Origin of the sequence: Streptomyces caniferus, from assembly GCF_009811555.1 — a bacterium.
Classification (GTDB): domain Bacteria; phylum Actinomycetota; class Actinomycetes; order Streptomycetales; family Streptomycetaceae; genus Streptomyces; species Streptomyces caniferus.
This window is the reverse complement of the sequence record NZ_BLIN01000005.1, coordinates 1,125,676-1,148,340: the sequence shown is the minus strand read 5'-3', so window position 1 is coordinate 1,148,340 and position 22,665 is coordinate 1,125,676. Positions and strand designations below refer to the sequence as shown.

Here is a 22,665-nt window from a genome sequence, read left to right as displayed (position 1 = left end):
GCCTCCGCCGCTACGCACGGAGCTCACGCTTCAGGATCTTGCCCATGTCGTTGCGCGGCAGGGCGTCCAGGAAGTGCACGGTGCGTGGGCGCTTGTGCGGCGCGAGCTGGCGGGCGACATGATCGGCGAGCTCCTGGGCGGAGGGTGCCGGGCCCGCGTCCGGACCGGTCTCCGTCACGATCCAGGCGACGATCCGCTCGCCGAGATCTTCGTCGGGAGCGCCGGTGACGGCCGCCTCGGCGACCCCGGGGTGGGCCAGCAGCGCATTCTCGATCTCGCCCGCGCCGATCTTGTAGCCGCCGCTCTTGATCAGGTCGGTGGCTTTGCGGCCCACGATCCGGTAGTTCCCGTCGGCGTCCCGGACCGCCATGTCGCCGGTGCGGAACCATCCCCCGTCGAAGGCCGCAGCAGTGGCGTCGGGGCGATTGAGGTACTCGACGAAGAGGTTCGGGCCGCGGACCTGGATCTCGCCGACCGTCTCGCCGTCGTTCGCCTCGATGGCCTGGCCCGCGTCGTCGACGAGCCGGACGTACACCCCCGGCAGCGGCACCCCCACCGTGCCGGTGGCGCCGGGGCCGTCCGCCCGGACGCTGGTGTTCATGAGCGTTTCCGTCATGCCGTAGCGCTCGATCACCCGTCGACCGCAGGCCGCCGCGATCCGCTCATGATCGGTCAGCGGCAGTGCGGCCGAGCCGGAGACCAGCAGCCGGGCACGGGAGAGCGCCTTGGCGAGCGCGGGGTCACCGCCGGCCTCGGCGGCCAGTCGGTGGTACATCGTCGGCACGCCGAACAGCATCGTGCCGTCCGCGGAGAGCTCCCGGGCCACCGCGTCGCTGCTGAAGCGGCCCAGGTGATGCACGCTGCCACCGCGGCGCAGCGGTCCGAGGATGCCGAGGATCAGGCCGTGGACGTGGAAGAGCGGCAGGGCGTGCACGAGGACGTCGTCGGCGGTCCACTGCCAGGCGGCCTCCAGGGCGTCGAGGGTGTGCGCAATGGCGCGCCGGGGGAGGACCACGCCCTTGGGCGGCCCCGTCGTGCCGGAGGTGTAGACGATCAGGGCCGGTGCCTCGTCGCCCGGTTCGTACGGCAGCGGGGCCGGCGCGGCGTCCTCCGGCGGTTGCGCGGCCTCGATGTCGACACGGCGCAGTGCGGCGAGCGGGCCGGGCAGGTCGATGTCCGGTTCGGCCAGGACGAGCGACGGCGCGCTGTCGGTCACGATGTGCGTCAGCTCGCTCTCCCCGATCTTGGGATTCACCGGCACCACGGCCACTCCGGCGAGCAAGGCGGCCACCACACCGACCGAGGTCTCCAACGTCGGCGTCGCCCATACGGCGATACGGGTCTCACCGGCGATCCGCTCGGCGAGCGCGCCCGCCACCGACGCCAATTGGCGATAGCTGAGGGTGCGGTCACCGAAGCGCAGCGCGGGTGCGGGCGAAGCGTCGCGCAGCGCGGGGAAGAGCACGTTCACCGGATCTCCTTCGTCCTCGGCGCCCGGCCCGTCGCGGCCGGGCCATCCCGCTCCCGCACCCTGCCGGTACCGAAACGGGCTGACCCGTACCACTCTCGCAGAGACCACTGACAACGCGATCACCTGAGCGACAAGGAGATCGCATCGGGGCATCGCGAGCATCTACGGGGTGACGCGATCGCACCCGAGGGCGCCGAGATTGCCTGCCGGGCAGCGGGATCGGATCCGGGGTGCCGCGATCGCCACGGGGGCGCCGCGATCACGTCCGGGACACCGCCGTCACGTCCGGGGCACCGCGATCATGTGCGGATGACCGGGCGATCCTCTCCGGTGACCGGGCGATCCTCCCTGTCCGGTCCCCGCAGGGCCTGCGCCCGACACTGGCCCTCGTCCGCCTCCCGACGCTCAGCCCGGGATCTTGCGGAAGTCCCACGAGGCGACCGACTCCGGTGTCAGGCGCAGCCACGCATGGCGGCCGTCGTGCGGCATCTCGGACATCCCGAAGTACTTCTCCGCGAACAGCCGCTCCGGGGCGTCGAGCCCGGGGCGCGGCTCGCCGGTGCGCGGCGCCTCGCCGACGAAGTCCGCGCGGCCCGTGAGTTCCGCTCCGCGCAGCTCGCCGTACTCGTGGCCGTCGTCGACGACCACCGCGATCCGCGGGTCCTTGCGCAGTTGCGCCCACCGCTTGCTGCGGGTGATCGAATACAGCCACAGCGCCGTGCCGTCCCAGACGAACCAGAGCGCCCCGACGTGCGGCGCACCGTCGCCGCCGACCGTCGCGACCCGGCAGGTGCGCTGCGCCGCGAGGAACGCGTCGAGTTCGCCCTGCGTCATCATGATCCGGCGCCCGCGCCGCTGTGTGTCGGCCATGGTTCCCCGCCCTCCGCCGTGCGCCCCGCTCATGGGGCACTGACCCACTTGCCGGACACGTACCCGCTAACTGACTGAGTGTCAGAAATCATGCGGGCTCTTCCTGCTGTGCGCAATGCCCGGTACCCTCGCCCGGCTCGGACAGACCGAGCAACCAGGTCCGGCAGGCGCGCACGTCGGGCGGGGGCTCGCGTCGGCCGGGCACTCGCGTTCGGCCAGGCAGTCGCGTTCGGCAGGGATGCATTTCCCGCAGAGATCCACGTCCGCCAATGACTCATGTCCGCCAGAGGGGAGTGCGATGTCTTCGGGTGCTGCACGGCTCATGGAGCAACTGGACCCGGCCTCGACGGTGCTGCTCACCGTCGAGTGCCAGCGCGGTGTGGTCGGCCCGGACAGCGCGTTGCCCGAACTCGCGGACGCGGCTCGCACATCGGGGGCGCTGGCGAATGTCGCCCGGCTGGTGGCGGCCGCCCACGACACCGGCGTACAGGTGCTGCACGCCGTGGCCGAACGTCGTCCCGACGGCCGCGGCGCCAGTCGCAACGCCCGCCTCTTCAAGGCCGCCGAGCGGCTGCCCGTCCAGCAGCTCACCGGGTCCATGGCGGTACGCATCGCCGATCCGATACCCGTTTCGGAGGACGACCTCGTGGTGCGCAGACTGCACGGCCTCTCGCCGGTCGCCGGCACCGAAGTGGACGCGCTGCTGCGCAACTTCGGATGCCGGACGCTCGTCGTCACCGGAGTGTCGGCGAATGTGGCCATCCCCAATGCGGTGTTCGACGCGGTCAATCTCGGTTACACCGCGGTGGTGCCCGCGGACGCCATCGCGGGGGTGCCTGCCGACTACGTCCGCGCGATGGTCCGCAACACTCTCGCCCTGGTCGCCACCGTCACCACCACCGACGACGTGCTGAGCAGGTGGGGACGACCACGCCGTGGCCGCTGAACCGTAGCCATGGGCCGACTGATCGCCGACCCGTGGCCGTCGGCCTCGGGCGCCGGCATGGAACGCCGGATGGGCAGGTGGCCAGGTGGTCAGCGGACCTTGGCCTCGTCGGCGTCCAGGCCGTGGGAGATGGCCTTCGGCCCGGGCTCGACGTGCAGACGCCTGCCGTCGAGAGTGCCCTCGACGTGGTCCGGCTCGAACGACACCATGTCGCCGATCCGGTCGACCTCCCGGTAGGCGGTGCGGTACGACCAGACGGCGCGGTCCTGGTCGCCGATGCCGTAGTAGTGGCACAGGCCCTTGTAGGGACAGACCGTCCGCCCTTCGACGGGGTGCAGCCGGGTCTCGTCGATATCGGCGCGCGGGACGCGGATCACGGATGGGCACAGCACTCGCCGTGCCCATCCGCTTGCCGAGGGCGGCGGCCCGAAGCAGAGCGCGCTGGGGCCTCGCTGCCCCCGATTCGCCCCAGCGCTCCGGTGGCCGTCGCCCAGCGACATCCGTGCCCGGGGTTCCAGCCTACCGGGGGCGGCTGGGGCCACCGCGTCAGCCGAGGCTGACCGAACCGCCCTTCACATTCACCTTGGCCGGCGCCAGCCCCTTGGTGGCGGGACCCTTCTTCACGCTGCCATCGGTGATGTCGAACTTGCTGCCGTGACACATGCAGTTGATGGTGCCGCCGGAGACCTCGCCGACGACGCAGCCCGCGTGGGTGCAGATCGCGGAGAACGCCTTGATGTCGCCGTCCTGTGGCTGGGTGACGACGACCTTGTCGGCCTTGAAGATCTTGCCGCCGCCCTTGGGGATCTCCGACGTCTTGGCGAGGATGGTGCCGCCCCCACCGGCGGCGTCACCTCCGGCCGAGCCGTCGCCCCCACCGCTCGCCCCCGAGCTGCCGGCCTGGTCGCCCCCACCGGCGGCCTTGGAATCGCCGCTCCCCGCGTCCGCCGTGCCGCCTCCGCAGGCCGCGAGCGCCGCCGTCAGCCCGGCCGCGCCGACGGCCGCGACGACGGTCCGCCGCGCCGCTCCGCGCTCTGCCGGAGCCGGGCCGGTCTCCTCCGTCGCCGTCGTCGCATCGGTCTCGGTCCGCTGCGACGCTGCCTGTCGAGCCATGGTGGGCCTCCGGTTCATGGTGGTGCCTTCGGTGCGCGTTGTGCTCCATGGACGTTGCACAGGGTCCATACGGAGGGGCGGCCCGGCGTGTTCAATGCGGGACGCGTTCCTTTCGCAGAAGCACAACGCCGACGGTGAACCGCCAGGTCGGACGGCCGTAGGGATTCACCGACCGGATTCACCGACCGGGATCACCGACCGGAATCACCGACGGGAGGCACCGACGGGAGGCACCGACCGGGATCACCGAGGGGAGGCACCGACGGGAGGCACCGAAGGATTCGCCGAAGGGCAGAGGCGATGCGACGCACCGGAGGGCGGAGACGAAGGAGATCAGCGAAAGGAAGTACCGATCGGTGGGGGCGGTCTCACTCCCTCACTCCCCGTCGCCGCGCTCGGCCAGCGCGTCCAGCAGGAAGTCCCGCTGGAAGTGCAGCAACTGCTCATTGACCGCGTCGTCGGCCGGCAGATGGGTCGCGCCGGGGAGCGGGAGCACGCTGTGCGGTTTGCCCGCCGCGAGCAGCTCCGCCGAGAAGCGCAGGGTGTGCGCGGCGGCCACATTGTCGTCCGCGAGCCCGTGGACCAGCAGCAGGGGGCGACGCAGCAGATGACCGTGGCCGGTCAGGGAGGAGCGCACATAGTTCTCCGGCTGCTGCTCCGGGTGCCCCAGGTACCGCTCCTTCCAGTGGGTGTCGTACAGGCGCTGATCGGTGGGCGGCGCGCCGGCGACGGCCGCGTGGAAGACCTCGGGGTGGTGCAGCACGGCGGCCGCGGCGAGGAACCCGCCGAACGACCAGCCGCGGATCGCCACGCGCGTCAGATCCAGGTCGTCGCAGTGCGCCCCGGCCGCCCGCAGCGCGTCCATCTGGTCCTCCAGCGCGGGCGTGAGCTGGTCGCCGTGGATGGTCTTCTCCCAGGCCGGGCCGCGGTTCGGCGTCCCGCGCCCGTCGACCACCAGCACCGCGAACCCCTGCTCGGCGAACCACTGCGACACACAGCTGTTCCATCCGCGGCCCCGTCCCACGAGCTGTACGGTCGGGCCCCCGTACGGGTCGAGGAGCACCGGCAGCTTCCCGGCGCCCTCCTCGTGCCACGACGGCAGGAAGAGGGCGCCGTGCAACTGCCGCTCGCCGAGGCGGAGATGGAGCGGTCGCGGGGTGACCGACGGCTGCTCGGCGAGCGAGGCGATGGCCTGATACCGCGCCTCCTCGTCCGACTCCGTACCCGGTCCCGTTCCCGGTCCTCTACCGGGTCCCGTTCCCGTTCCCGGCCTCGTACCTGGTCCCGTTCCCGACCCCGGTCCCGCACCCGTTCCCCACAGCACACCGACTTCGTCGCCCCGCGGCGTCACGCCCGCCAGGACGACCGTGCCGCCCCGCCCCACGCCGGTGTACCTGCCGGAGCCCCGGCTCAGCCGACGGCAGCCGTGGCCGGGCTCATGGCGCCACACTTGGGTCTCCAACGGGTCCTCGCTCGCGGTGAACAGCACCTGCTCGCCCTCGACCCCGAGGACCGCGCACAACTGCAGCCCGTCCGGGGTGACCCGCCGGCCGCCGACGGTCAGATACCGGGTGTCGCCGTCGTCCTCGGGGAGCACCAGGGCCCCCGATGCCGTACGCGCCGGGGTGCCGTCGACGAGCTCCACCCATGCGGGATCGGTCCGCTCGTGCAGGACATCGGTGGCTCCCGTCGCCGGGTCGACCGAGAGCGTGCGGACCGTGCGCTGGTCGCGGCTCTGTACGGCGAGGTACGGCCCGTGCGCGTCCCAGCCGGCGCCCACGAGGTACTCGTACGCCTTGCGGTCCCATTCCACGTCGACCCGCTCGCCCTCCAGGGAGAGGATCTGCAGGGTCACCTCCGCGTTGGGCGTGCCGGCCGCCGGGTACGGAACGGCCCGCGGCGGCCGCGTCGGATCGGCCGGATCGCCTATGTAACGGCGCTCCACGGGGCCGGTGTCGACCCTGCTCACCAGGACGTGGCGGCTGTCCGGCGCCCACCAGTAGCCGCGCATCCGGCCCATGGACTCGGCGGCCACGTATTCGGCGAGCCCGTAGGAGACGTCCGGGCCGTCCGTGCGGGCCAGTTGGCGGTCGGTACCGCTCAGATCGACGACGTGGAAACTGCGACGGCTCACATAGGCGATGTGCCGGCCGTCGGGGGAGGGGCGGGGGTCGACCACCGGACCCGCCGCCGGGACGGAGAACGGGGTGCCGCCCTCGGTACGCACCGCCCACAGGGCTCCGGAGAGTGCGAACGCCACGAGACGGGCGGCGTCGTCCGTCGCGTAGGACACCACGCCCTCGGATCGTTCACGGGCGCGCTCCCGGCGCAGCCGCTCCTCCTCGGGAACCGTGCCGGAACCGGCTCCCACCAGGAGCGCCGGATCGGCCAACAGCCTTTCCTCGCCGTCCTCGTGCTGCCATAGACGGCCGACGGGATCGGTGCCCGAGCCCGTGCGGACGAAGAGCACCCGGGTGCCGTCGGGGGAGAGGGTGAATTTCCGGGGCACGCCGAGGGAGAAGCGGCGGGTGCGGGCGAATTGGCGTGGAAATTCCGAGGAGTCGGGGGAGTCGGCCGAGCCGGGGGAGTCGGAGGAGCTGACGGCGTGCGCGGAGTGGGTGTCGTGCGTGGAGTTCGTGCTTTTGCTGGGCAAGGGGCTGTCCTCCAGGATGCTGAGGGCGTTGGTCGGCGGTGGTTCCGGGAGCGGCGATCTCTTGGGGAAACATAGGCAGATCCGGGATTCACGGAAAAGGCCGAACCACGAAGATTTTCGGCCAGCGCGATGCACCCGGTACCCGACCGGGTGTACGAGGAATTCGGGAGCCTCTCCCTGTACCCTGCCGCCGGCGCATCCCGCTGATCATGATGCGAGCCATCGGCGCGGCAGGTCAGGAGAGCCGCAGATTGATCCGCGAAATCATATCCTTTGGCGACGGATGGCGCTCCCGATTTTCGTCATTCGGTGGGGAGGGGAGGGTTCCTCGCAGAGCCGCTGCCCGCCCCGCCGGTGAGTGGGAGCGGTGAGTGGGAGCGATGACCGGGTGGGGCGGTCAGCGGCCTGTCGGCGGGTGGCTGGGGCCGCAGCCGCGGAGGGTCCCGGTAGCTGCTCGGTTAGGGTCTTTCCCATGGGTAAGGACATCGCCGGGCTGGTACATCAACTGGCAGCCGTGGACCGGGAAGAGCGCAGGGCAGCGACGGACCGGCTGGTCGCGCTCGGCGCCCCGGTCGTGGAGCACCTCCTGCCGTTGCTCGGCGAGGAGGACGGGGCCGGCCGATCGGCGGCGGAGGCGTGCGTGCGGCGCCTCGGCGACGCGGCGATCGAGCCGCTGAGAAGGGTGCGCAGCGAAGGCCCCGGACGCCTGCGGCCGGCCGCGCTCCGGATGCTCGCGGACGTCGGCGGTGGCGCTGCCCTGGCTCCTGCCGACCGGGCGGCCGTCGAGCGGCTCGTACGGGTCAAGCTGCTGGACGAAACGCCCGGGGACCTGCCGGCCGACGCCTGGGTGGCGGTGCCGCGGGCGGAAGTGAAGGACATCGTCCGGGCGTTGGGTCTGCACGACGCGCAGCCCGTGACCACGTCCCTGGGCGTGTCCGCGGCCCTGCACCAGGAGAATTCGCTGGAGCATCGCTCTGCCGACGGCACCACCAGCACGGAATACCGCGTATTCATCACGCCCGAATTCGATGGCTGGCGACTCGTCTACGGTGCCGACTATCTCAACGACAATTGGGCACAAGCCGTCGAAAAGCTCAGTTCCCAATGCCGCGAAGCCCATTTCTACGCGGTGGACGAGTACAACGGCGCGCGGGTGTGGTGGGTCGCGGAGAACGGGCAGGACAAGCGCGGCCATCGCACGTACGGCGATCCCGTATGGGTCGGCGAACCCATGGAGTTCGAGCGGGACCTGATGCAGGACGAGGACGACGAACTCTACGACCCGGAGGAGGCCGAGGAGTACGCCGAAGGCGTCCGGGACCCGGAGGAGGCGGCGTCCTGGATCTCCGTCCAGCCGTCGACCGTCGAGGTGCTCGACCGGGTGGGCCACGGCTGGCTCGCCGTGACCAGCCCGGAGGTCGGACACGGCCGGTTCAGGGGCGCACTGGACATCTGAGGGCCGGGAGGGACTCGGCGGCACGCTGGTTCGGGTACCCGTGTCGCCGTCGCGGGGGCCCGTCTCCGCCGCGGGGGTCCGGCGCCGCCGAGAGGGCCCGGCGTCGCCGCCCCGGGGCGGGCGGTGACACCGGGGACCGGGGCGGCCGGCCGGTCACATCAGGCTCGGCTGGATCTTCCGCCAGGTCTTGTCCAGGTGATCGATGTGCCGGTCCATCTCCCGGACCATGGCCTGCTTCTCCTCCGTCGTCGCGTCGTCCTTCCGCTTGCTGTACTCGCGCTCGATGATCTTCTTGAGTTCCTTGCGCGCGTCCGCCTCGCCGAGCTTCTGCGCCGCCGCGATTTCCTTGGCGGCCCGTTCGGCGGACTTGTCCGAGCGTGCGTTGATGCGGTCGGCGATGTTCTGCTGCACCTCGGCCGAGGTCATCTTGTCGACCTTCTTCTTCTCCCCGGTCTTCTCCGTGTCGAGCTTCTTCTTCGCCGCGACATCGGCCGGGTCGGTGCGATAGGTCGTGCTGTAGTACACCTTCGCGTCGTCGAGCGCCTTCTCCCGCAGCACCGTTGAACACTTCGCATGGCCCTGCCCCATTCCGCAGGGCTCACGCTCCGTGTAGACGGCCTTGGGCGTATATGTGTTGTCGCCCTGATTGACCCGCTTCAGCCAGTCGGCGAGATGCTTCTCCGAGTGCCGCCCCGATACGTACTTCTCGCCCACGGGCACCGAGGAGTCGGTGACGTAGTGCGTTTCGCCTCCGGGTGTCGGGCCCTCGACCTCCAGCACGGCGTAGTTTCGGTCCGTGAGGTCGGGGCTGTTGTTCTTCAGGCTGGGCGGAATGGGGTCGAGCTTGAGGCTGTTGAGGAGTTTGTCGCTGCTCTTCCGGTGGCCCCGCACACCGAGCGATTCCTCCGCGTTCTTGGCCGCACTGTCCCGGCTCTCCGCCTTGGGGTCGTCCTCGCCCTTCTTGCGGTACGGCTTGTCGACGTTCTCCGGATTCTTGCCCACGCCGTGCTGCTCGTGGAATCCGACGCTCAGCCGGGCCAGGGACGAAACGACCGCGAGCCGCTCACCGCGCTCCAGGTTCTTGAATCCGGGCAGCCGCTGCTCCAGATCGCTCTCGGTGAAGGCGCGCGGACCCTTTCCGGCATCGGAGGAAGAGGGAGCGGCGTCACCGGTCGAGGTCCGCAGAACCTGCGCCAGATTCCCGTCCTTCGCCCAACTGTCCAGGTGGTTGTGGACGTTGTCGAGCGGAACGCGGTGTACGTCGCGGTCCCGTCGGAGCTCGTTCTGCAGCTTGTCCGGCGGAATGCCGTACTCCTTGGCCCCCTCTGCCTCGGCGTCGAGGGTGCGATCCCCCTTCCGCTCCTGCTCGGAGGTGTCGCTGTCACCGCGGTCGTGCGGGTCGGAGTAGGGCTCCTTCTTGTCGACGTCCATCGCGTCGTCGTCGCTCTTCGTCGACGGCGACGGCGAATCGTCCAGGTTCAGCGCGGCGAGACCCTCGTGGTCCGGATCCGTTCGAGGCCTCTTGGTGCCGTTCCCGGACCCCGAGGGCTGGTTGTCCGCGGGCGGTGGGTTGCTGGCTTTCCGCTTCCCACTGGGGGCGTCGGGAGTCGGTTGCGTCGGGCGCCCGTCGGGAGCCGGCGACTGGGGACGGCCGTCGGGGGGCGACTGGGTCGGACGTCCCTCGGGGGGCGACTGCTTGGGGCGGCCGTCGGCAGGCGTCGGGTCCGGTCGGCCGCCGGGCGTGCCGGGGGCAGTGGTGTCGGGCTGCCCGGGGGCCGACCGATTGGAGTCGTTGCTCTGGGGATCAGCGTCACGCGGCGGTGCGTCGCCGGGATTCCGGGATGCGCCGCCTCCACTGGGCTGGGTGTCATGACCACCCGGTCGCGGCTGTCCACCGGTCGGGCCGTCCGCAGACGGGCCCGAAGAGAGCGAGGTGGACTGTGCGCTGTCACCCGCGTTGACGTTGTTGTCGACGTGGTTCCCGGGCGACTCTTGCGGATTGCCACCGGCGGGGTGATTGGCGGAATCGTTCGCGTCCGAGGGGGTGTGGTCGGTCTGTGAGGGGGCGTCGGACTGCGGCGAGTCGGATTGCGGCGAGTCGGATTGCGGCGAGTTCGAGTTCGAGTTCGGCGAGTCGGACTGTGCGGGGTCGGGCTCCACCGGGTCGGACTTCGGAGAGTCCGACTGTGTCGGGTCGGATCGGGGCGGGTTGGACTCCGTCGGTTCGGACTTCGGTGAGTCGGACTCTGTCGGGTTGGACTGCGACGGGTGGGAGTCTGACGAGTCGGACTGCGGCGTGTCAGGGGACTGTGCTTCGGGGGGCTGCGAGTCCGGGTGCTGTGTATCGGTGTCCTGCGTGTCGGCACCCTGCGTGTGGGAGTCCTGCGCGTCGGTGTGCTGTGTGTCGGGCTGGTCCGACGTCGCATGGCCCTCATCCGACGAGCCGGAATCGGCTGCCGGATCCGGTGCGGAGTGGAGCGGGTTCCGGTCGGCGTCCAGCGGGATGTAGAAGACATCCGTGGCGCCGTCGGTGTTGATCGGCTGCTCGCTCACCTCGCCGCTCTGGGTGTCCACCCACACGATGCGGCCATCGTGGTTGACGGCGTTGAACGCATGGCCTCCGCCCTCGGCCCAGTTGACCTGCACGATCGCCGACGAGCCCGGACCCGCTTTCAGGAGGTCCTGGGCGATGGCGTCGTGACCGTCGGGGCTGGTGCCCGCGTAGGAGTGCGGCGCGCCGGACCAGTCGATGATGTTCTCGTTGGCGTCGGTCTCCGGCGACCAGTGGTCCGGGGTGCCGTCCGCATTGAGGTCCGGCGTACGGGGCGCCGAGACCTGCGGGTTTCCGTACCAGGTCTCGAGGAACGAACGGCTGCAGTCGGCACAGTTGTTGGACCGGCCGGATACACCCGTACCGCCGTCGTTCTGCAACTGGGCCCAGTCCCCGAACGGATCGGGGAAGCGCTGGGGGGTGCCGTCGTCGTTACGGGGGATGGCGTCGACGAGTGCCTGTTGATCCGCGGGGTCGGGCGGCAACAGGCCGCCGGGGGCTTCCTGGATACCGGCGCGGATGTCATCGAGACCTGGCCGGTCGTCGTGCGCATCGGGATCTGCGTCGGAATCCGAGTCGGTGTCGGTGTCGGCGTCGGTGTCGGCGTCGGGGTCGGAGCCTGGCTCTGCGTCAGAGTCCGAATCGGAGTGGGAGTCCGTGTCGGCGTCGGGTTCGGTGTCTGGCTTCGAGTCCGAGTCCGAGTCCGTGTCGGCGTCGGGTTCGGTGTCTGGCTTCGAGTCCGAGTCCGAGTCCGTGTCGGGGTTGGCGTCCGTGTTCGGATCCGACTCGGGTGAGTCCTTGCCATCGGGGTGGGAGTCGTCGGCTGGGGCGTTGTCGCTCTTGCCGTCGTCGTCCTTGCCGGCGCCTTCATCGTGCTCGGCGTCGTCGTTCTTGCCGTTGTCGTTCTTGTTGTCGTCGGGCTGAGGGGCGTTCGGCTTGTTGTCGTCGGGCTGGGCGTCGTTCTGGTGCGTGGCGTCGGGTGTCGACTCGCTCGCATCCGGCTTGCCGGTCTCAGGGGTCTTCGTGGCGTTGGAGTCGGGGCCGGTGGTGGGCTTCTGCTCGGGACCGTGGTTCTCCGGTCCCTCGTTCGGTGACGGAGACGGTGACGGTGACGGTGTCTGCGGCTGGTGTGGGGACGACTCGTTGCCGCGCGGCTGCTCGGTACGAGGTGTGTCGGCGCGGGGAGGCGTGGGCCGGGGGCGCGAGGCCTGGTCAGGAGTGCCGGGGCGCTGACGCGGGGGAGTGGTGCGCGGATCGCCGTAGGGCGCGGTGCGGGGGTCCCGGGCGGGTGTGCTCCGGGGTGGGGTGCCGTGGCCGGCCGGTGTGGAGCGCGGGGGCGCGGAGGCGGGCGGAGCACCTGCTGAAGCGTGCGCTCCGGCGGGGGCGCTCGGGGTGGGCACCGAGCCGCCGCCCATGGCCACGCCGGGTGTGGCGGCGCTGGAAGAGGAGGGCGTCGACGAGGACGGGGAAGGGGACGGATCGCCCCCGGTCTGCGAGGCGTTCGGCGCACTGGTGGGCGGCGGCGCGAAGGTGGTCGCGCTGTCCGTGTGCATGGTGACGTCGTTGTCGTCGTGTGTCTGGTGGGGGCCGTGCTGCTGGGGTGAGCCGTACGAGGAAGCCGACGAGGAGTGCGAGGAAGCCGCATGAGGCATGGCGCCCGACGGCATCCCGACCCGGCCGCCGCTTCCGCCGTTCCCGTTGGAGCTGTTGTCGCTGTCGCTCCCCGACGGCGAGTGGGAGGGGTCCGACCCCGTGGGGCCGTTGTCCGGTGCGGGCGAGGGGGAGGGGACGTGCGCCTCCGACCGGTTTCCCGAGTCGGGCGACGGCGCGGAGGACGGATCCGGGGACGGAGACGAAGAAGGTGTCGGTGAGTGTTCCGGCGAGTGCTCCGACGAGTGGTCCGGCGAGTGGCTGGAGTCCGGGCCCGACTCGCCGGGGCCGGGGCCGGGGCCGGGGGTGCTGTGCTGAACCGGCTCGGAGGCAGTGTCGCCGTCATGGGCGGGCGCGGAGACAGCGCCGTCGGCGTGGCCGGGTGTGCTGTCGGCATGGCTGGGCGTGCCGTTGGTGTGGTCGGGGGTGCCATGAGCGTCGCCGGGCGTGCCGTCAGAGTGGGCGGGCGTCGGCGAGGGCTCGCTGTCCGGCCGCGCCCCCGCGTCGGGGGTGGGCGAGCTGTCCCTGTCCGTGTGTACGGGATCGGGAGACGAGCCCTGATCTGGTCGTGATCCCGTGTCCGAGGCAGGCGGACCGTCGCCATGGGACGACTCCGGCGAGGGCGTACTGCCTGCATCGGGACGGGCGCCCGAGTCCGGGGACGGTCCCGCAGTGGAGTCCGGTCCCACGCCGGAGTCCGACCTCGTGGCCGCGTCCGGCCCGGCACTGGAGTCCGGTGCCGAATCCGGCCTGGAGTCGGCGGCGGGAGCCCCGTCCGGCCGGGCTCCTGGATCGGCGGACGGCGAGGTGTCGGGCCGGGATGACCCGGTGTCGGGGGAGGGGCTCGAGTCGGGAGATACCGAGGACGAGGGCGGCGACGACGTGGCGGACGACGAGTGCGAGGAGTGCGAGGAGTCGGCAGGGGAGTCCGGCGACGTGCCGCCGCCGTTCTGGGACTCGTGGTATCCCGCGTCGAAGGGGGTCAGCCGGTCCGGAGACGGGGAGTCCGAAGGGGCAGGTCCGGACTGACCGCCGTTGCCCGGGGCATGACCACCATCGGAGGCGGGATTGCTTGCTCCATGGGCGCCGGCCGGTGAACCCGAGTCGCTGGGAGCGGAGTTCGCCGTGACACCGGTTCCGGTGTGGGAATTGCCGCCGCCCGATCCGCCGCTGTGCGAAGCGCCGCCACTGGACGAACCGCCACCGCCCGAAGCGCCATGCGAAGCACCCGAGGTCGACGAGTCGCCCGAGGACGACGAGGAACCCGAGGCGGACGAGTTGTCCGAGGTTGACGAATCACCGGAGGCCGACGAGCCACCCGAGGACGATGAATCCCCCGAACCGGACGTTCCCGCTGCCGTCTCCCCGCCCGAACTCCCGCTCTTCGAACCGTCGTTGCTCGCCCCGCCGTCGCCGCCATCGCCACCGAGACCCTTGCCGGGCTTGCCGCTGGACGAGTCCGGGGCGGAATCATGGCCGGAATCCGCGCCGGAGCCGTGTCCGGCCGCCGACTCCATCCCGTTACGGACGTGGTGTCCCGCCTTGGCGCCCGCACCGTCACGCAGCGACTCGGCGAACGTCTGGCCGGAGTTCTTGAGCGCGTTGACGCCCTCCTCGGCGCCCTTCTTGACCGTACGACCGGCATCGAAGCCGTTCTGCGCATCGAAGCTCATGTTCACGGACTGCGCGATGACGTCCGAGATCATGGCCTGCAGCGCCGAGACGGCGGGTTCCTTCGCCGTCTCCAGGGCCGCGTCGAGGAGCTGCTTGGCAACTTCCTTGATGATTTTGCGGACGATCGCGCGGGTGGCGACGGTCGCTGCCGCCGCCGCCACTTCTGACAAGCCGAAGGTGAACGGCGCCGCCGCTTGAGCCGCGATGATTTCCGCGGCGAGGATCGCCAACTGGGCGATCACCGCGACTTTCATCCCGATGACGAGTCCGGCCGCGGCATCCAGCGCGGTGGCGATGGCGTTGGCCGCACTGCGGGCGTCCGCGAAGTAGCCCGAGCCGCCCGCGAACTTCTCCCACGTGGTGTGGAAGCCGTCGATGGAGTCGCCGGAGTTCTGCGACGTCACATTGCCGGCGGCCTTGACGCCTTGGTGCTGGAGGTCCTCCACCCCGGCTGCGAAGTCCCGCCACTTCTGGGCGGAATCCATCAACTTGTCCTCGTCCGCCGTGGGCCAGTTGAACCCCAGCATTTCAAGGACCCACTCAAGTGCGTCCGGCAGCATCAACGACACGGTGGGGGTTCCCTCGGCTGACTGGAGTTCGGGTACGTACGGCGGAACAGGGACTGCTCGTTCATCGGGTTCATGTCATCGGACGAACCGCGAAGAGAACCGGGCCCGTCAACCCGGCAGGAAGGGGGATGGGGGCAGGCGAACCGGGGACGGGCCCATCGGGTGGGCGGGTGCGCGGGTGCGCGGGGTGGCCGAACGGCTCCCTAGACGCTGGGCCGCTTCATCTGGGCGATCAGCCGGCCTTCCGCTTCCTCGTTCGCCACGTGCTGCTTCATCATGGATTCATTGAAGTTCTCGTCGGCCTCGTGGTTCTTGGCCATGTTGTTCAACCCGCCCCCGATTTCCTGGAGTTTCGACGCGAGGTGACCCATGGACTCGTACATGCCGTCCCGCAGGCCCTCGTAGACGACGCCGAACTTCTCCCCCAGGTCGTCGTCCCCCCAAGGCGGTGTGTCCTGGCCTTCGAGGGAGGTCAGCCCGCTCTGCAACGTCTTGACGAGAGACTGGTAGTCCTTGCCGATCCGGTCGAAGTCGGAGCCGCCCGTACGCAACGAACCGATGTCGGCCTTGAGTCCGTCTCCCATGGAGTTCCCCTCGCACTGGACGTCGCGGCCGCCACGTCGGTACCCAAAAGTTTAACCATCAAAATTGACGCCGTCTCAAGTAGCCCACGGGTACGGACGGCGCTCCCTCGCGGGTGCGTGTCAGCCGGGCGCCGGACGCTCCGAGCGGTGGGACGACCGCCAGTTGAACGGCCCACCTTTCAGGATGAGTGATGAGTAGGAATCGGTTCCGGTTGCCTGGATCACCGCGCCGATGACGTGCACTGCCCCGACGCGCCTCGGCCGGCCCCCCTCGGGCAAGAGCGAAGAGGACCGGCGCCTACCGCACTGAACTACCAACCAAGCCGCCGGCCAACCGCACCGACCGGCCGACCGACCGTCCCGGGCAGGCAACCGCCCGCCCGTCCGACCGCCCACCCGACTGCCCGACCGACCGGCGAACCGCCCGTCCGACCAACCGCCCACGCACTCCCAGGAAACCGAAGAAGGGCCAGGTCACGGCACCAGGTAAGGCGCCCCCGGGTCCTTGAGCGGCTCGGGCAGCCGGATCACCGGAACCGGCTTGTTGTGCGGCCAGCCTTGGGAGGCGTCGTCGAAGCTGAGCTCTCCGCCCGCCGCGGGAACGGTGCTGGCGTCGTGCAGATTGGTGATCTCGTTGTACACGTCCTGGACGTCGGGCGCTTCCTTGCCGGTCTGGCCGGTGACATTGCGGGTCGCCCAGATCGCGGTCAGCACGGCGTCGTGGTGCATGATCGCGTAGCCGTCGTCCATCACCGAGTCGGGGAACCGCAAATCCCGCAGCGCCTGGTGGAAGGGCTTGAAGCCGGACGGGGCATGGACGCCGCGGACCCACTGAGCGGGGCTGGTCGCCGAGACGTCCAGTATGGTGATCTTGCTGTCCTTGAGCAGCGCCCGTACCTGCTGTCCCTGCGCAAACGCCCCGGTCGCCCCGGTCATCACCGTGATCGGCGTGTCGTGGCCGCACTGACTGCGGGTGGACAGGGCACGGATGAGATCGGCGAGATCGCGGTCGCGCCCGGCGTAGAAGATCACTTGCGCCTTGGTCAGGCAGATGTTGTTGACGGCGTTGTAGAAGAGCCGGGGGATGCCCGCGGGCTTGTGGCCGGTCGTGCCGACGAACGAGGCGCGCCGCCGCCCGATGTAGTCGCCGAATTCCGCGTCGAACGCCTTGCGCATGGTCTTGACGTAATTGTCGTCCCTGCTGTCGAAGACGAGGTATCCGCGGTGTCCGGCCAGCGGAGAGTGTTCGAGGTACCGGCGCAGCGCCTTGGCGTAGTCGACGTTGGACGGCGACACCTTGAACAGACGGGGCGCGTTGAGGTCGGTGGCGGTCAGGACCGCACCGATCGCGGGGATCCTCCGTCGGCTGAGTTCGGTGGCCGCCGCCTGGGTCTCCGGGATGCTGACTCCCATGCCGGTGACCGCGACCAGGGGGTGCTCGTCGTCGACCAGACCGGCCAGTTGCTCCACCACCGGCTTCCAATGCGTCTCGCTGCGCCCCTCGTTGGCCAGGACGAGCTGGATCAGCGGAGTCTTGCCCTGGATGCCGGTGGCGCTGGTGGTGGACAGTTCGGGGCAGGCGTTCGCCCGGCACTGCGCGACGAAGGCGCCCTCCAGGCTGGTGCGGATCTCCTCGATGGGCAGCGCACTGGTGTCGCTCTCCGTCATCGGCATCAGCACGCCGACCTTGATGTAGGGGAGTCGGCTCTTTCCGGACGCGGGCTGGTCCCACTGGGCGCGGACCCGTCGGTTCTCCTGCGCGATCCGGTCGGTGATCCCTTTGAGGCGCGGGTCGAAGGCGTACGCCTTCTCCTCCGTGATGCCGACGCACTCCCGTTGCGGGCCGGTGCCGTCCCAGTACAGGCCCGGCTGGTCCGCCGCGCAGCTGGTGTCCTTCTCGACCGGCCGGAAGAACCAGATTCCGCCGGCTATCAGCGCCAGCGAGAGCACGAGGGTGGCGACTCCGCGCCACCCCTTCCACCAAGGGGGGAGTTCGTCGGCGGGTTGCGGGGGCAGATGCATGGTGCCAGCTCCTAGGGGAGAGGGTGCTGCAGTGCGCTCACACGTACTTCGCGGCCTCGTGCATGAGCCCGATCCGGCGGGGGACGGAGCGCATGGCAAGGTCCTGGAGCATCGCGTTGATGGTCCGGTTGAGCTCGGGATTCGCGCCGGGCAGACGGTTGCGCGGATCGGAGGCCAGCCACAGCCCGATCACCAGCAGGCTCAGGGGCGTGTGCTCCGCGAACGAGCGGGGCGCGAGGTCGGCGGCCAGCTGCTCCAGACGCAGCGTGGCCGACTGCTCCGGCACCACCGGTTCACGCAGCGGCGCGGCGGTGATCGTGTAGAGCTCGTACAGCCAGATGTCCGTGTCGGAGAGTTCGACCAGACGGCGGGCGAGATGCTCGACGACGTCGTCCGCCCGGTGCAGCGCAAGGGAGTGGTACAGCACTTCCAGCGGATGTCCGTGGTGGGCGTGCCAGCTCCGCAACTGTTCGTGGACGGCCAGCCAGCGGTCCGGGCGGGCGGCCAACTCCTGCAACAGCAGCAGACGCAGCCACGGGTGCAGGACGGAGCTGCCGCGCAACGGCCGCGGATGGACGCCCTCCAGGTAACCGGAGCCGCGGCCGCCGCGGGCCTCGGCGTCCTGGGGTACCGGATCGGTCAGCCATAAGCGGGTCGCGACCACCCGGGCCAGCGAATCGCGGGTGTGCAGCTGGAAGCGGTCGAGGAGCCCGGCGTCGCAGGCGGCGTCGAACTCGCGGGCGGCACAGCACTCGACCAGCGCACGGTGCTGGTCATCGGTCAGATCGCGCAGCAGGTACTGCCGCGCCTCCTCTTCCAGCAGCGGGCCCTCGTCGGCGCCTTCCGCGGACGGTGCGGTGCTGGAGAGCACCGCGCGCAACAGCGTCTCCGGATCCTCACGGCCCACGAGGCGGGCCGAGGCGGTGAGCAGTTGCCGGGTGCTCCATGGGTGTCCGTCGGTCAACCGGTGCGCGAGGAGCGGGGCCTCCGGCAGCCGCGCTGCGACATTCGTGCCGAGTTGGGCGGTCTCGCCGGCGGTCAGGCCGCGCAGCCGGACGCAGTACCAGCGCCAGGAGCGGTTCGGCGGCGGGTCCGGGATGGCCGCTTCCCAGTCGGTGTAACAGGCCTCTTCGGGGGCGCGGACCCGTACGCCCGCCGGGCCGGTCGCGAACATCGCGGGCACCCGGCCGACGTTCGACGCCGCGGCCACGGCCAGCAGCGGGTCCGGTTCCCCGTCGGCGTCCCGGAGTTCCATCAGCAGATCCAGGAACTCGCGGCCGCCGGGAGCGTCGATGTTGTCCAGCAGCACGACGCAGTTGCGGTCGCGTTGGCGGCGCGCGTACTCACCGCGCAGATCGGCGAGGAACGCCTCGCACAGCCGCCGGTCCACCGTGGCCCGGTCCGCCGGCTCCTCGCTCTTGCTGAGCTGATTGAGTTCGACGAGGGCGTCGAGGGCGGCCAACGGGCCAGCGTACCAGGCGAATCCGGTGTGCCGGGTCACGCGCAGCGGCATGCTGGGCGGCTGCCGGATGAGGCTGGCCAGCAGGCCGACGCCGGGAATCCGGACCAGGTTGAGGTCCTGCAGCAGCCCCGCGACCGCGGCCACCCGGTCGCCTGCGGCATGGGGCTCCTGGGGCCCGCGCAGCGCCTGGCGCAACTGTTTCTTCGCCCGCTCGGGATCCGTCGCGTCCAGCGACAGCTCGGGGGCCACCACGGCCAGCCCCAGGGTCAGCCGCGGGAAGACCAGCGGGGTCTGCCGGGGAAAGCGGTGCGACAGGCCGTACGCCAGGCGGCCGGCGACCTCATGGGGCCTGCGGGGTGCGGCCGACCCGAAGTCGAAGTACGCGTGCGGACGCCGCGATCCGAGGTAGCCGAGCCAGTTCAGAGTGGTGGTCTTGCCGCTGCCCCGCGGGCCGACGAGGACGACCGTCGGTAACCCGTGCCCGGCATCGGCGCCCCTGCCGTCCTGCAGGCGCGTGCGGCACTCCTCGTACAGGGCCTCGATCCCCCGTATTCCCAACGGACGTTCCGTCACGCTGCTCGGCCCCCCGTGAAGACAGCGGCTGTCCAGGACAGCGACTGATGTCGGCAACTGTGATGTCAGCGACGGCAGTCGTCGGCTGATTACAGAAGGTTGGCACGCGTGCGCACAACGTGCCACCGGTTCAACCAAGGTGCGACCAGCGGATCGGCGGCGGAGCGGGGCGGGCATGGTGGCATGGTCCGTCCCGTATGGCCTTGGGGAGGCCAGGGCTCCACGCCGTCTTGGCACGCACGTCGTCCCGGCACTGCCGGCCCGGCCTGGGGGCTCCGTGCCGTCCTGGGCCACCAGCGCGCGTAGGTGCCCCGGCGCACCTACGGTGAAAGGGGCTGCGGTCGGCGGTTGCCGGTCGAGGGGACCGGGCCTGTCCGATCGCTCGTCATCAGGAGTGCTCGATGCCCCACACACCGCGACACGCATCGCTGCATGCACCACGACCGCGCTCGATGACCTGCCCGGAACGACCGCTTCCGTTGCAGGGCCGCACCGCGGTGGTGACCGGGGCGGCGCGCGGTCTGGGGAAGGAGACCGCCCGCGAGCTGACCCGCCGCGGAGCCCGGGTGGCCCTGCTGGGGCGGGAGGAGGCGGCTCTCCGCCGAGTGGCATCCGCCCTTCCGACGGACGCGTACTGCTGGGGCGTCGATGTCACCGACGACGAGGCCATGAGGCAGGTGGCCGAGGAGGTCCGCGACCGCCTGGGGCCGGCGTCCATCGTCGTGGCGAACGCGGGGATCGCCGAGGGCGGGCCCTTCGTCGGGTCCGATCCGGACACCTGGCGACGCGTGATCGAGGTCAATCTGATCGGCAGCTCGATCACCGCCCGCTCCTTCTTGCCGGACCTGCTCGCCTCGCACGGATACTTCCTGCAGGTCGCCTCGCTGGCCTCCATCGGAGCAGCTCCCCTGATGAGCGCGTACTGCGCTTCGAAGGCCGGGGTGGAATCGTTCGCGCACTCGCTGCGCGCCGAACTCGCCCCCGAAGGCGTGGGAGTCGGGATCGCCTATCTGAACTGGACCGACACCGACATGATCAGGGACGCGGACCAGCACCCCGTGCTCCGTGAACTCCGTGCCCACATGCCCCCGCCCGCGAGGAAGGTCCACCCCGCCGAGTGGGTCGCCGCCCGGCTGGTCACCGCAGTGGAACGCCGTTCGGTCGCCGTCTACGTACCGGGCTGGCTCCGTGCCGCACAAGGGGTACGTGCCGCTCTGCCGGCCGTCGTCACCCGACTCTCACGACGGGAACTGCCCCGGCTGGCCGCCCGCACCCCCTTCGAAGCAACCGGCCTCCTGGGCGCCGGCGGCCGCGCCGACGAAGCACGCCGCCGGTAGCGACACCCGCCGCACCCGAGAGCAACGGGCTCGCCGGCCTACCTGCCCGACCTTGTGGCCCACTTCGCGGCCAGCCGGCATCGCCCTTGACTGTTCTGGCCAAGGCCGCGACCACTCGCCGATCGCCTCCAGGAACGTCAGCAGGACCTGGCCGCGGCCCGCATCGGCGTGAATGGGCGAGACCGAAGGCCATGCTTGATCATTTGAGCGTCACCCCACGCGGCGGATGAATTCGGTTGCGGCGGGGCCGGTGAACCCGGTGAGGTACTTCCATGGACGGTGCCACGGAGCAGGCGCACCGGGCGAGGGCAGGAAGCGCCCGTAGGGTCACGCCGCGGCCGGCTCCGTGGCACAGGGTGGCGGTGCTCCTGGCCCTCATGCTGGCTGCCTTCACCTTCAACACGGCGGAGAACCTGCCGGTCGGCCTCCTGGAGCTCATCTCCGCAAGCCTGCGGGTGTCCGTGTCGGCGGTCGGTCTCTTGGTCACCGGTTACGGCGTGATGGTTGCCGTCGCATCCCTGCCGCTCGCCCACGTCATGCGGGCCGTGCCCCGACGTCATGTACTCACGGGGCTGCTGGCCGCGCTCGTCGTGTCCAGTCTGGTTGCGGCGCTGGCCACCTCCTACGGTCTGCTCCTCGTGGCGCGGCTGCTGACCGCGCTCGCCCAGGCACTGTTCTGGGCCGTGATGGGGCCGGTCGCGGTGGGCCTGTTCGCGCCCGAGGTCCGCGGGCGTGTGGTGGGGGCGCTGTCCGTCGCCGGTTCGCTCGCCCTCGTATGCGGCGTTCCCGCAGGGACCTGGCTGGGCCGGCAGAGCGACTGGCAGGTGCCCGTCGCCATGCCGGCGGCTCCGGGGCTCATCGCGCTGGTGACGATTGCCGTTCTGCTGCCGGCCTCGCGTCCGGACGAAGAGCGGGCCGCCTACGGAACAAGTCCCGACGCCCGCCGGTTCGGAATCGTGCTGGCAGCCGGGACCTTGTCCGCCACGGGGGCGTTCACGGGATACACCTACATCGTGAAGTTCCTGGGCGAGGTGAGCGGGTTCTCCCCGAGCACGGTCACTGCCCTGCTCGTGGCATTCGGTGCTGCGTGTCTGGCAGGGGTGAGCATCACCGGGGCACTGCTGGACCGCTTTCCGCACGCCGCGCCGGCCACTGCCGCAGCCACGCAGGCGGTGGGCATGCTCGGCCTGTACGCGGCGGGCACCCACCCGGTGGCAGCGGTGGCGTTCCTGGCGCTGATGGGCGGTGCCCTCGGGCCGGTGTTCATGACCACCCAGAACACCATGCTGCATTGCGCACCAGGACGCACCGATATCGCGCTCGCGGCGAACTCCGGTGCCTACAACGCCGGTATCGCGGCGGGCGCCGCGCTCGGCGGACTCGTCCTGCCGCTCGCCGACGTGCGCGGCACCTTCCTCGTCGGCGGGCTGCTGACCGTGGGGGCCTGCGCGGTCCTACTCGGCGGGCGCCTGCTGCCTGGGAGGCCGCGTCACGATCCCGCGGCCAGCTCTCGGTCGACCGCCTGCGTCGACGAGACCGACCTCAGGTCCCTCAGCCAGCCACACCCGTCTGACCTGGGCAAATAGGCGTGGGATCTAGGTAATGCCGCCGATGGCGGCGGCCACAGCAGGCCGGCCTCAACGGCCCCTGACCGCCGCGGAGGACGGCATCACGGAGGCCGGTTCGTCTGGGCCGGGGGTGCCCCGCGCCTGGTGAGTGCCCTGTCCGTGGCGC

The 22,665-nt window shown here is 70.8% G+C and carries 13 protein-coding genes; 4 read left to right on the top strand and 9 right to left on the bottom strand.

The features are described 5' to 3' along the window. Positions 1–10: 10 nt before the first annotated feature. Together Scani_RS21590 and Scani_RS21585 are read right to left on the bottom strand one after the other, a co-directional pair. Entirely contained in the window at positions 11–1,471 is a 1,461-nt protein-coding gene (locus Scani_RS21590; protein ID WP_159478940.1) for an acyl-CoA synthetase, read from the bottom strand. Between the two features lie 405 nt (positions 1,472–1,876). Then, on the bottom strand, positions 1,877–2,341 hold the full coding sequence (locus tag Scani_RS21585) for a pyridoxamine 5'-phosphate oxidase family protein (protein WP_159478938.1): 465 nt from the start codon (positions 2,339–2,341) through the stop codon (positions 1,877–1,879). Positions 2,342–2,639: 298 nt separating this feature from the next. On the opposite strand from Scani_RS21585, the gene Scani_RS21580 reads away from it, so the two are divergent. After that, positions 2,640–3,287 (top strand): cysteine hydrolase family protein, encoded by a 648-nt coding sequence (locus Scani_RS21580; RefSeq protein WP_159478936.1) that lies wholly within the window; start codon positions 2,640–2,642, stop codon positions 3,285–3,287. A gap of 89 nt (positions 3,288–3,376) precedes the next feature. Here the strand turns inward: Scani_RS21580 and Scani_RS21575 are convergent, their stop codons facing one another. The 3 genes from Scani_RS21575 to Scani_RS21565 all read right to left on the bottom strand — a co-directional run bounded on the left by Scani_RS21575 (position 3,377) and on the right by Scani_RS21565 (position 6,909). Further along, entirely contained in the window at positions 3,377–3,664 is a 288-nt protein-coding gene (locus Scani_RS21575) for a DUF427 domain-containing protein (protein ID WP_246296068.1), read from the bottom strand. A 169-nt stretch (positions 3,665–3,833) separates the two neighbouring features. Continuing rightward, positions 3,834–4,400, bottom strand: coding sequence for a Rieske (2Fe-2S) protein (locus Scani_RS21570; protein WP_159478932.1), 567 nt, complete (start codon positions 4,398–4,400; stop codon positions 3,834–3,836). Between the two features lie 376 nt (positions 4,401–4,776). After that, positions 4,777–6,909, bottom strand: coding sequence for a S9 family peptidase (locus Scani_RS21565; protein WP_246296427.1), 2,133 nt, complete (start codon positions 6,907–6,909; stop codon positions 4,777–4,779). Between the two features lie 616 nt (positions 6,910–7,525). Between Scani_RS21565 and Scani_RS21560 the strand changes: the two genes are divergently transcribed. Then, positions 7,526–8,509: a HEAT repeat domain-containing protein gene (locus Scani_RS21560; RefSeq protein ID WP_159478928.1), complete on the top strand. Its 984-nt coding sequence runs from the start codon at positions 7,526–7,528 to the stop codon at positions 8,507–8,509. A 153-nt stretch (positions 8,510–8,662) separates the two neighbouring features. Here Scani_RS21560 and Scani_RS21555 read toward each other — a convergent pair whose 3' ends face one another. From Scani_RS21555 to Scani_RS21540, 4 genes are all read right to left on the bottom strand, one after another. Beyond that, positions 8,663–14,944: a toxin glutamine deamidase domain-containing protein gene (locus tag Scani_RS21555; RefSeq protein ID WP_246296426.1), complete on the bottom strand. Its 6,282-nt coding sequence runs from the start codon at positions 14,942–14,944 to the stop codon at positions 8,663–8,665. 212 nt (positions 14,945–15,156) lie between these two features. Continuing rightward, entirely contained in the window at positions 15,157–15,537 is a 381-nt protein-coding gene (locus tag Scani_RS21550; protein ID WP_159478924.1) for a hypothetical protein, read from the bottom strand. Between the two features lie 474 nt (positions 15,538–16,011). Then, positions 16,012–17,559 (bottom strand): ABC transporter substrate-binding protein, encoded by a 1,548-nt coding sequence (locus tag Scani_RS21545; RefSeq protein WP_159478923.1) that lies wholly within the window; start codon positions 17,557–17,559, stop codon positions 16,012–16,014. A gap of 37 nt (positions 17,560–17,596) precedes the next feature. Continuing rightward, on the bottom strand, positions 17,597–19,579 hold the full coding sequence (locus tag Scani_RS21540) for a P-loop NTPase family protein (protein ID WP_246296066.1): 1,983 nt from the start codon (positions 19,577–19,579) through the stop codon (positions 17,597–17,599). A gap of 467 nt (positions 19,580–20,046) precedes the next feature. Between Scani_RS21540 and Scani_RS21535 the strand changes: the two genes are divergently transcribed. Further along, on the top strand, positions 20,047–20,931 hold the full coding sequence (locus tag Scani_RS21535) for an SDR family oxidoreductase (RefSeq protein ID WP_159482278.1): 885 nt from the start codon (positions 20,047–20,049) through the stop codon (positions 20,929–20,931). 377 nt (positions 20,932–21,308) lie between these two features. After that, complete coding sequence (locus tag Scani_RS21530; RefSeq protein WP_218039232.1) at positions 21,309–22,517, top strand: MFS transporter; 1,209 nt, start codon at positions 21,309–21,311, stop codon at positions 22,515–22,517. Positions 22,518–22,665: the final 148 nt, after the last annotated feature.